Source organism: Streptococcus oralis subsp. tigurinus, from assembly GCF_002093575.1.
Taxonomy (GTDB): domain Bacteria; phylum Bacillota; class Bacilli; order Lactobacillales; family Streptococcaceae; genus Streptococcus; species Streptococcus oralis_CH.
Window position 1 is genome coordinate 36048 of the sequence record NZ_LNVH01000009.1, and the last position, 9930, is coordinate 45977.

At 41.4% G+C, this 9930-nt stretch carries 7 protein-coding genes, 12 tRNA genes and 1 pseudogene; 1 reads left to right on the forward strand and 19 read right to left on the reverse strand.

Annotated elements, in window-relative coordinates:
- Nucleotides 1-7: 7 nt before the first annotated feature.
- From lepB to ATE37_RS09760, 7 genes are all read right to left on the reverse strand, one after another.
- Nucleotides 8-610 (reverse strand): signal peptidase I, encoded by a 603-nt coding sequence (gene lepB / locus ATE37_RS09730; protein ID WP_084868876.1) that lies wholly within the window; start codon nt 608-610, stop codon nt 8-10.
- A gap of 8 nt (nt 611-618) precedes the next feature.
- Entirely contained in the window at nt 619-906 is a 288-nt protein-coding gene (locus ATE37_RS09735) for a DNA repair protein (protein ID WP_084868877.1), read from the reverse strand.
- Between the two features lie 735 nt (nt 907-1641).
- Nucleotides 1642-2850, reverse strand: a complete 1209-nt coding sequence (locus tag ATE37_RS09740) for a LysM peptidoglycan-binding domain-containing protein (RefSeq protein WP_084868878.1) — start codon at nt 2848-2850, stop codon at nt 1642-1644.
- Nucleotides 2851-3015: 165 nt separating this feature from the next.
- Entirely contained in the window at nt 3016-3636 is a 621-nt protein-coding gene (locus ATE37_RS09745) for an HAD family hydrolase (RefSeq protein WP_084868879.1), read from the reverse strand.
- A gap of 3 nt (nt 3637-3639) precedes the next feature.
- On the reverse strand, nt 3640-4920 hold the full coding sequence (locus ATE37_RS09750) for an MATE family efflux transporter (RefSeq protein WP_084868880.1): 1281 nt from the start codon (nt 4918-4920) through the stop codon (nt 3640-3642).
- Between the two features lie 60 nt (nt 4921-4980).
- Complete coding sequence (thrC, locus tag ATE37_RS09755) at nt 4981-6465, reverse strand: threonine synthase (RefSeq protein ID WP_084868881.1); 1485 nt, start codon at nt 6463-6465, stop codon at nt 4981-4983.
- A gap of 75 nt (nt 6466-6540) precedes the next feature.
- Entirely contained in the window at nt 6541-7818 is a 1278-nt protein-coding gene (locus ATE37_RS09760; protein WP_084868882.1) for a glutamate-cysteine ligase family protein, read from the reverse strand.
- Nucleotides 7819-8043: 225 nt separating this feature from the next.
- Between ATE37_RS09760 and ATE37_RS09765 the strand changes: the two are divergent.
- A pseudogene (locus ATE37_RS09765) lies at nt 8044-8750 on the forward strand (transposase); the annotation flags it as partial.
- Nucleotides 8751-8863: 113 nt separating this feature from the next.
- Here the strand turns inward: ATE37_RS09765 and ATE37_RS09770 are convergent.
- From ATE37_RS09770 to ATE37_RS09825, 12 genes are all read right to left on the reverse strand, one after another.
- Nucleotides 8864-8947 (reverse strand) — tRNA-Leu (locus ATE37_RS09770).
- A 9-nt stretch (nt 8948-8956) separates the two neighbouring features.
- Nucleotides 8957-9028, reverse strand: a tRNA-Gln gene (locus ATE37_RS09775).
- 13 nt (nt 9029-9041) lie between these two features.
- Nucleotides 9042-9114 (reverse strand) — tRNA-His (locus tag ATE37_RS09780).
- 14 nt (nt 9115-9128) lie between these two features.
- Nucleotides 9129-9199, reverse strand: a tRNA-Trp gene (locus tag ATE37_RS09785).
- Nucleotides 9200-9210: 11 nt separating this feature from the next.
- Nucleotides 9211-9291 (reverse strand) — tRNA-Tyr (locus tag ATE37_RS09790).
- 17 nt (nt 9292-9308) lie between these two features.
- Nucleotides 9309-9381 (reverse strand) — tRNA-Phe (locus tag ATE37_RS09795).
- Nucleotides 9382-9385: 4 nt separating this feature from the next.
- A tRNA-Met gene (locus tag ATE37_RS09800) sits at nt 9386-9459 on the reverse strand.
- Between the two features lie 10 nt (nt 9460-9469).
- Nucleotides 9470-9559: transfer RNA gene (locus ATE37_RS09805), tRNA-Ser, on the reverse strand.
- Between the two features lie 6 nt (nt 9560-9565).
- Nucleotides 9566-9637, reverse strand: a tRNA-Glu gene (locus ATE37_RS09810).
- Between the two features lie 11 nt (nt 9638-9648).
- A tRNA-Ile gene (locus ATE37_RS09815) sits at nt 9649-9722 on the reverse strand.
- Nucleotides 9723-9756: 34 nt separating this feature from the next.
- Nucleotides 9757-9827, reverse strand: a tRNA-Gly gene (locus ATE37_RS09820).
- A 5-nt stretch (nt 9828-9832) separates the two neighbouring features.
- A tRNA-Val gene (locus ATE37_RS09825) sits at nt 9833-9905 on the reverse strand.
- Nucleotides 9906-9930 lie beyond the last annotated feature (25 nt).

Sequence of the window (9930 nt, forward strand, 5' to 3'; positions counted from 1 at the left end):
CTCCTCTCTATTTAACCCATTGTATACGATTTAGAGGCCAGACGCGTAGAACAAGGCGTCCAACGATTTGTTCATTACCAATCGATCCAATAGCCGTGTTACGTGAATCAATAGAGACACCCCTATGATCTCCCATCACAAAAAATTTTCCCTCAGGAACTTGGTAGGGTAATTGAATATTAGTATCACCTAGACCTTTTTCATTATCTGCGAGGTATGGTTCCTCAAGCTTTTGACCATCCACACTGACAGTTCCTTGACTATCAATATCAACCCATTGTCCCTCGGTTGCAATCACGCGCTTCACTAAAACTTTATTATTGTAATAAAAAGCGACGACATTCCCTTGTCTCAGTTTTTGTGCGCTAACCGAAACTACCATATCTCCAGATTCAAGATTGGGGGTCATCGAGTTCCCATATATCTGCAAGACTGGTAACCATAGAGTCGCTGTTAAGATTGCAATGGCTGCTACAACTACTAATGTAGAAACTGTGCTTTTCAATGTTTTTAAATAGCGTTCTCGGTATTTTTCTTGTTCAAGAGCCTGGGAAAGTTCAGAAGCCTCAGGCAAATCTGACCACTTCAACTTTTTAGATTCTTTTGACATGAACGAAACTACTCCACATAATTTTTTTCATTTTTATTTTGCTGTTCAGCTAATCGATGGATATTCTTAAGATATTGATCTGCAGTTTTCTGTGCTACTTCGAAAATCTTATTGATTTCTAAAGACGCCTCTGCAATTGATCCCGCCTTAGCTATTAAAATATTCCTATCATTGAGCTGATCCTCTAGTTCTAACACTCGATTTTGTAAATGCTCAATTTCCTCTGCTTGCGATACTAACAATTCCATTAAGTCAGCTCTTTTAAGCTTTCTTAATTCCTTTAAACTTATATTCATATATACACCTAAATAAATCCATTATATATCTAACTAGTAATTTTGCCATACCCCCTAGGGGTTTGTCAAGCATTTTGATTGAAACTCTAAATGTGTAAATATTCTGTATAATCTATACAGAATAGCTACCAAATCAATTAGAAATGGGACGTCTGAGACCCATCCAAAATAGTAAAGGATGACTCAAAATAAGATACTAATATCATTTTGCCGTCTCTTTACGGAAAAAAATCTCCATTTCCTTGGATAAAACTTCTCCTGCTACTCCAGAAAAGGTTGTAAACGTATGGCCTATATTCTGATATTCTAGCTATGAAAAAACCTCCTAAATATCAAATATGATTAAAAAGAACGCACTCACCCCCTAATCGAAAAAATTTCTCTTACAGAAATTGTCAAAAAATAACATCTCCCAACTTCAACTATCTATCGAAAATCTTGTCGCTTCTCTTTTCAAGAAAGAGATTTAGTAAATCATTTAAAATAACTGAGAAAAACCTAAACCTTACGTATGGTAAACAAAAGCACTTCATCATTTTCTCCTATGCTAGGATGGTGATGGCTCATAATATTTCCTTTCATAATTAGTTCGTCCAAATCAACTTTACTAGAACATTTTATGAGCTTTTTATTGTGCACTTATAATATAAAACCGAGATTTAATAAACGCATCTATTTCTTACCTGCACACAAAAAGAAGCCTCAAACCTTGCGAGTTTTCAGCTTCTTTTTCTATTAGTTCATTGATACGTGAACGTGGTCATAGTGATTTTCGGTCACACTACCACGGTCTGGCATTGGATTCCACGTGTAGGCAGGTCCATATTTACTATCATATGGAGCATAGAAACGTTGTTTCCAGATGATGTAGTTGATACCACGGCTAGCCATATTTTGAACCGCGTATTCCGCGATTTGATCACCAAGTGCTGAACTCACTGGAACCATAAAGTCGATGGCCAAACCTTTACCATGGTCCCCACTGTCACCAGGACGGTAGCCACTAAAGGAGGTAATTCCAAACAAGTTGGCGATTTCTTCCTTAAAGGCTGCAGTTTGTGGTTGAAGACCAGCATTCTCAGACTTAGCTACAGCAAGTCCTGCATAGTCAGGAGCCGCTGGAGCTGAATAAGTTCTTGAAGAAGTTTGGCTTTGCTCTGCTTGATAAGTCGAAGTTGCAGTGTCAGAAGTTGCTGTTGATGCTGCTTCTTCTGTTGCACTTGATCCTGTTGTATCAGCAGGTGTTTCGGTTGCTTTTTCTTCTACTGGAGTTGTAGTCGCTTCCACTATTGACTCAGCTTGAGGGCTAACTTGTGTTTCTTGCTTCTCAGCTGGAATCGTTGCCTGAGGAGCTGCTTCTTCAACTGGACTGGTTGTTTCGACTGTTTGCTCAGCTGACGTAGAAGTGTTTGTAGATGATGCCACTTCTTCTGCAGCAGTCACTGTCTCTGCGACTTCTGAATTTGATGCTAATTCTTTTGTGCTTGAAGATTCTACCACTTTTGGTGCTTCCTCAATCGGTTGAGAAAGGTCTTCTACTTGAACTGTTTGTTCATCGACTGTCACTTGATTTTTCGTCAAATCAGCTGTCGCAGTTGTCACTTCTTCACTAGCATCTGCTTGAGGAGTTTGGATTTCAACTTCCGTTACCTCTTCTGCCTCATTGACAGTTGTAGTGAGGACAGTATCTGGGAAAATCAAGTCCATATTGGTGATTTTGTTCAAATTAGCAAGAACTGTGACATCTACACCCAAGGCTTCTGCAATGGTGCTCAAGGTATCACCATACTGTACTGTATAGCTTGTTTTGTTGTCCGTTTTAGTCAAATCGTTTTGGATTTGCTCAACACCACGTGCAGTCCAAAGGACTTCTTCTGCTTGAGTTGCCAATACTGGGGCAAATGACAAGGCTACTGTTGAGACTAAAATCATTCTTTTCTTCATTCGTTCATATTCCTTTCAAATGAGTACCTGTCTATCATAACACAAAAAAAGCTGAAAAAAAGCCCTCTCGGGCCTATTTAATAGAACTGTCTATTCCTTGTAACAAACTCGATTACTTGAAATAGTTTGTTAGGTCTCTGTCACACAACTGACACAATCTTCTCGTTACTTACTCTCAAAAATATGAGGAATATCTGCTAGTGCTCGAATCATGTGATTGCCTTCAAAAGAAGACTCTAAAAAGTTGATGCTTTGAATGCCGCTATTCTGGGCGAATTCCACATCTAAAGTCCGGTCCCCTATATAATAGGTCTTCTCAGGATCCAGCTGATACTTGTCTAACAAATAGGTAGCCGCTTCTGGACTAGGCTTGCGCTCAAAGCCACTCTGACTGGTTAAAATCTCTGTAAAATAGGATTCCAATCCCAGATCCTTTAGAATAGTAAAAGCATTGTCCCCTTTATGAGTGTAAACAAAGTTCCGAATCCCTACTTGGTCTGCCCAAGCCAACACTTCACGCGCACCTGGCATCAAAACTACCTGAGCATTCTTCTCAGCCAGGCTCTGGGCACGTACCTGATTGAGCACTTCCACATCCAGTTTTCTCTCTTCTGCCACCTGCACCAGCAAATCCTGCACAGAAAACCTGAGGATAAACTCTCTCACTTTTTCCTTATCATAAGGAATAGAAAATTGAGCAAAGGTCTCCTCAATCCCTGACAAAATCGCTTCGTAAGAATCCAATAAAGTCCCGTCTAAATCCCAAATAAAAGCTGTTTTTTGCATTTTCTATCCTTTTAACATCATATAACGTTGGTAACGGTAACGTAGAAATAACCAACGAAAACCATTATCCAAAAGAGTTCCTGCCCAAATACCAGGTAAGCCCCAACCAAGAACAAGCCCCATCAGATAAGCTGTCCCTATGCGGATACACCACATCCCAATACTTGTCGCATAAAAGGGGAGGCGAGCATTTCCCAAACCCTGCCAAACTGCCGTATAAATAACTGTCCCTGTCGCCATGGGGGTTCCTAGTAGAGAGAACAGTGCCACCAAAACGCTCGCTTCGACTGCTACAGGGTCGGTCGTATAGAGATGAGTCAGTGGTATCCCTAAGGCATAGATACTGAGAGTTAAGGGCAACATGAGAAGCAGAGAAAGCCAAAAGGTTTGCTTGCTTACCTCGTCTACTCTTTCCCAGTTATCCTCTCCAACTGCTCGAGCCACCTGCATGACCGTTGCCGTAGCGACACCAAAGGCAGGCATGTAGTTAAACTGGGTCAAGACTTCTCCAACTGCATTCCCCGCTACTGCCTCCGTCCCAAAAGAAACAACCAAGGCAATAATCACTACATCTCCAGCCCGCATCATGAGACGTTCTCCTGCTGCTGGCAATGCCAAGGTCAGTAAGTCTTTATCGAGTCCAAAAGTCGGTTTCTCAAAAGGAAGCTTTAATTGCGACCACAAAATCACAAGACCGACTAAGCGAGACAAGATAGTCCCCCAAGCAACACCAGCTATGCCCATATCAAGGACAAAAATAGCTAGACTTGAAAAAAGAATATTCAAGGCATTGGATAAAAGACTAACATAGAAAGGTAGACGTGGATTATGCGTTGCACGAATCAAGGCACCTAGACTGGTCATCAAGCCCAAGAGAACAATTGATCCGCCTACCAAAGATAGGTAGAGTCCACCACTCTCGGCCACATCCTGCTCAGTTCCCAAGAGCCCTATCATCTCTTGCCCAGCAAAGAGCGATAAGGCGCCTAAAAGTGCACTCAGCAATAGGGTTATCTTGAGAGCCTCTGTCACGTGATAAGCCAACTTGGACTGATCTTTCTGCCCCAAACTTTTTGAAATAACGCTGGAAATAGCAGCTCCCAGAGCGATAAAAATCGCCTGGTAAATCGTGATAATATTGCCAGCCACTGAAACACCTGAAATGGCAATTAAGCCCAAGTGAGCGACCAAATAACTGTCCACCATTCCCATGAGCATCTGCAAAAAGTTTTCACCCATAGCTGGCAATGCAATATTAAGAATGTCTTTATTTTTCTTAAACAATCCTTCCTCCTGATGAAAAGAAACTCAGTTGGTTTCCCAACCGAGTTTACTCCCTCTGTCTTAAAGTCCTAGATAAGTCTCAACCGCTGCTTGCATGTCAGCAGCTGCCACTGTTGTTTTATGACGAACTGGAGCTGTTTCAAGGCCATCAACCGCTGGTGGCACTGCCACTCCTGAAATGTCATGTAATTGAGTCAAGGCTTCAAAGTCAGTCAAGCCTGCTTTCCCTGTTACAGCTTCTACTGCAACCACTGGGAACTTGTATGGACTAGCTGTTGAAGCAATCACTGTCTTAGTCGCATCCCCAGTAGCCGCTTTGTATTTTCTATAAACAGCTGAGGCAACCGCTGTGTGGGGATCCTCGATATAGGCATCTGTTTGATAAACACGTTTAATTTCTGTCGCAGTTTCTTCCTCAGTCGCATATTCAGCTACAAAGAGATCCAGAATCGCTGCATCAAAGTCTGTCAATTCATATTGTCCTTGTGTACTCAAGGCATTCATGAGTTCAGCTGTCTTAACCGCATCATTCCCCAAAAGATGGAAAATCAAACGCTCCAAGTTTGAAGATACTAAGATATCCATAGATGGACTAGTTGTTACTTTAAACTCACGTTTCTTATCGTAAACACGTGTTTTAAAGAAGTCAGTTAAAACATTATTGTCATTTGAAGCACAGACTAATTTACCAACTGGTAGACCAATTTGCTTAGCATAAAAGGCAGCCAAGATATTTCCAAAGTTTCCTGTTGGTACTGTGAAGTTGACCTTTTCACCAGCCTCAATCTCACCAGACTTGACCAACTGAGCGTAGGCATAAACATAATAAACAATCTGTGGTACCAAACGACCAATGTTCATAGAGTTAGCTGATGAAAATTGCAACTTGTTCGCTGCCAACTTTTCACGAAGAGCTACATCGTTAAACATATGTTTGACGTTTGTTTGTGCATCATCAAAGTTTCCATTAATAGCGATAACATGAGTATTGTCGCCAGTCTGAGTAGTCATTTGCAACTCTTGTACCTTGCTAACACCATCTTTTGGATAAAAAACGATAATCTCAGTACCAGGTACATCCGCAAACCCTGCCATAGCAGCTTTCCCAGTATCACCAGATGTCGCTGTTAAAATGACAATCTTGTTCTCCAAACCATGCTTTTTAGCGGCTGTCGTCATAAAGTATGGCAAGATAGACAAGGCCATATCCTTAAAGGCAATCGTTGAACCATGGAACAATTCCAAGTTGTATTGCCCATCCAGTTTCACCAATGGCGCAATCGCTGGAGTATCAAACTTGTTATCGTAGGCATTGTTGATACAGTAGTCCAACTCCTCCGCAGTAAAGTCATCTAAAAAGGCTGACAAAACTAACTTAGCCACTTCTTGGTAAGAGGCATCTTTCAATTTTTCAAAGTCCAAATCCACCTTTGGATAAGTAAGCGGTGTAAACAAACCACCATCCGTCGCCAAACCTTGCAAAATAGCTTGGCTGGCAGTTACTGTATTGTTGGCATCACGCGTTGATTGATAAACTAATGTCATGAATCTCTATCCTTTATCTATAGTCTCTTCCATTATATCATGATTTTTCAGAAAATTCTCGCTTTATAACAAAAATTATAACCCCAATTTGTCTCTCAAAGGCTGTAAGTAGGTCATTTCATGCTTATTTCTCATCTTCAGACCTTCCTCCGCTAGCTGGAGTAAGTCTCTTGAAAAATCGACAATAGCCGCTTCTTCTGCAGCTGTAAGCTTTTTCTTAGAAAATTGTCGCCTTAAAAACTTATAATTACACCCAAACACTTTAAAGAAGGGTGCTGCTTCTAAGTAAGATTCCAGTTTGTCTAAATGAACCAACAATCCCAAGTGAAAAGCTCCTGAAGTAAAAGTCCTATCAAGTGGCTGTGTACACACACTACGAAACTCAACTGTTCCTCGAGTCGTTAAGTCTTGATACTGATAACTACGATGAGTTTCGAAATCCTCCTCCTGAGGGTAAATAAGAACCTCATCCCCATTGAGGGTAAATGCCTGGATTTCAAGTGTAGTCAAATAATCTCTAGCCTGAATTGGATAAAAATAATAGGTCTGCCCATCACGCTCCGCAGTAAAAATCGCAGAATGATTTAGATAGTCAAAAAAATCATCCTCATCTTTAAAGAGTCTAGTATTGACACCTACATTCTCTAGATAGATACCATGCATGGATTCTTCCCAAAAAATATCTCTCGAAATTTTGGTATCCCAATCTGCCCCTGAAAACTCAGAATTGGCAAACAAATAAGCTTTGGCAGCTTCAATTTGAGTAAAAGCATTGATAACACGCAGGTAGTTGGAGCTTGAAACGTCCAGTTGAACCTGACTCCCACAAATAAAGGCTCCATACTCAGGGAAATGATGTAAATCTGATTTAGTTACATTTCTACTCAAATTCAGATAATCCATCAACATCTGATAGCGGGGATAAGCCACTGGACAATTCTCATTTTTATCCCAGTTGGGATGAATGCCGCAGCCAACAATAGCATGATTAGCTTCACCCAACTTATTCTGAATAGTAGCCATATAGAAGTTAAAGCGTTCTTCTACCTCTTGGATCGATTTGGCCCTTCCGAATGCAAACTCAATTGTCGTATAAGCAACCTCAAACAAGATCGTATCTTGGCTGACTGGATTAAGCAACTGAATTGGATTCCCAAAGTCATCCACTTTTTCGATAGTAAAACCTAGTACTGATGGTAAACACCGAAAGAGATCCTTAACAACTTCACCATCTGTAGCTTTACCCTCTAAATTTACAATAGGATATTCTAACTCGATTCCAATAAATAAATCTGGGTGCTCTTTGATATTCTTTAAATAACGTTTCTTTAGTAGTTCAACAGACCGAGACATTAATCACCAAACTCTTTCATAATCAAAATAAATTGTGAATAAGTAATATTATACCAAAAATCTAAGCAAAAAAGATCAGAATGGCACTCAAAAATAAGGCTCTATAATATTTGTAGTGGGTAAATCCCCTATAGATATTATGGAGCCTATTTTTGTGTGATAAATTGTAAAATATAGTGCAACAAAAAACTCATAGCGTTTCATTGGTGTAAACTGTAAGTAACCACACAAACTATCATCCGAAATTACTTTCTTCGCTACGATAGAATCGTTCGCTGTCAGGTGAAAATCATTACGATGGATATGTTTAGTCCTTACTATAACTTAGCTAAACAGCTTCGCTTTCGAATTTCTAGGCTCAGATTGAAACAGTCTCCCAGACTGTTTCAATCTCAAACGCTAAAATCGTTCTAAATCGTTTTCACATTGTTCAACACTTAAGCCGTGCTATGAGTCGTGTTCGTGTTCAAATTATGAATCAATTTGAGCGAAAATCCCATGAATACAAGGCCATCAAACGTTACTGGAAACTCATTCAACAGGATAGCCGTAAATTGAGTGATAAGCGATTTTATCGCCCTACTTTTCGTATGCACTTGACGAATAAAGAGATTCTAGACAAACTTTATAAGCTTTTTCACTTTCAGAATAAGAAACCTGACAAATTCTTCAGACTCATTGAGGACAATCTAAAGAAGGTTCATCCTCTTTTTCAGACTGCCTTTAAAACCTTCCTCAAGGACAAAGAGAAAATCGTCAACGCCCTTCAACCACCCCATTTCAACGCAAAATTGGAAGCGACTAACAATCTCATTAAACACATCAAACGAAATGCCTTTGGTTTTCGGAACTTTGAAGACTTCAAAAAACGGATTTTCATCGCTCTGAACATCAAAAAAGAAAGGACGAAATTTGTCCTTTCTCGATCTTAGCTGACTTCAACCCACTACAGTTGACAAAGAGCCGTAATTTTTAGTAACTCAAGCAAATACAGATAATCAGATAAAAGAAAAGACAAGGCCTAGAAACCTTGTCTTTAATACTATACCGGCGGCCGGGGTCGAACCGGCACGTCCTTGCGGACACTGGATTTTGAGTCCAGCGCGTCTGCCAATTCCGCCACGCCGGCAAATAGTAACTGGGGTAGCTGGATTCGAACCAACGCATGAGGGAGTCAAAGTCCCTTGCCTTACCGCTTGGCTATACCCCAATAATATAAAATAGGCGAGTGATGGGGATCGAACCCACGCATGCCAGAGCCACAATCTGGTGTGTTAACCACTTCACCACACCCGCCATAATTTTATTAACACGGGCAGTAGGAATTGAACCCACACTGAAGGTTTTGGAGACCTTAGTTCTACCTTTAAACTATGCCCGTAACTAAAGCAATGGAAGGGGAGGGATTCGAACCCCCGAACCCGAAGGAGCGGATTTACAGTCCGCCGCGTTTAGCCTCTTCGCTACCCTTCCAAGTTATAAATAAAATATGGCGCGAGACGGAATCGAACCGCCGACACATGGAGCTTCAATCCATTGCTCTACCAACTGAGCTACCGAGCCAATATTGCGGGAGCAGGATTTGAACCTACGACCTTCGGGTTATGAGCCCGACGAGCTACCGAGCTGCTCCATCCCGCGTTAATATAAAAGGAGGATGTGGGATTCGAACCCACGCACGCTTTTACACGCCTGACGGTTTTCAAGACCGTTCCCTTCAGCCGGACTTGGGTAATCCTCCAACAAATAGTCCGTACGGGATTCGAACCCGTGTTACCGCCGTGAAAAGGCGGTGTCTTAACCCCTTGACCAACGGACCATATCCATAGATGGGCACGAGTGGACTCGAACCACCGACCTCACGCTTATCAGGCGTGCGCTCTAACCACCTGAGCTACGCGCCCAAGTTAAAAAACTTGGTATTTGAACAAAGTTCAAAGCGGGTGACGAGAATCGAACTCGCGACAACAGCTTGGAAGGCTGTAGTTTTACCACTAAACTACACCCGCTAAAATGGGAGTTAACGGGATCGAACCGCTGACCCTCTGCTTGTAAGGCAGATGCTCTCCCAGCTGAGCTAAACTCCCTCGAGCTAAGCGACTTCCATATCTC

Bases quoted from the DNA above. Each gene is read 5' to 3' on its own strand.
- lepB (WP_084868876.1), bottom strand. From the start codon at position 610: ATGTCAAAAGAATCTAAAAAGTTGAAGTGGTCAGATTTGCCTGAGGCT.
- ATE37_RS09735 (WP_084868877.1), bottom strand. From the start codon at position 906: ATGAATATAAGTTTAAAGGAATTAAGAAAGCTTAAAAGAGCTGACTTA.
- ATE37_RS09740 (WP_084868878.1), bottom strand. From the start codon at position 2,850: ATGAAGAAAAGAATGATTTTAGTCTCAACAGTAGCCTTGTCATTTGCC.
- ATE37_RS09745 (WP_084868879.1), bottom strand. From the start codon at position 3,636: ATGCAAAAAACAGCTTTTATTTGGGATTTAGACGGGACTTTATTGGAT.
- thrC (WP_084868881.1), bottom strand. From the start codon at position 6,465: ATGACATTAGTTTATCAATCAACGCGTGATGCCAACAATACAGTAACT.
- ATE37_RS09760 (WP_084868882.1), bottom strand. From the start codon at position 7,818: ATGTCTCGGTCTGTTGAACTACTAAAGAAACGTTATTTAAAGAATATC.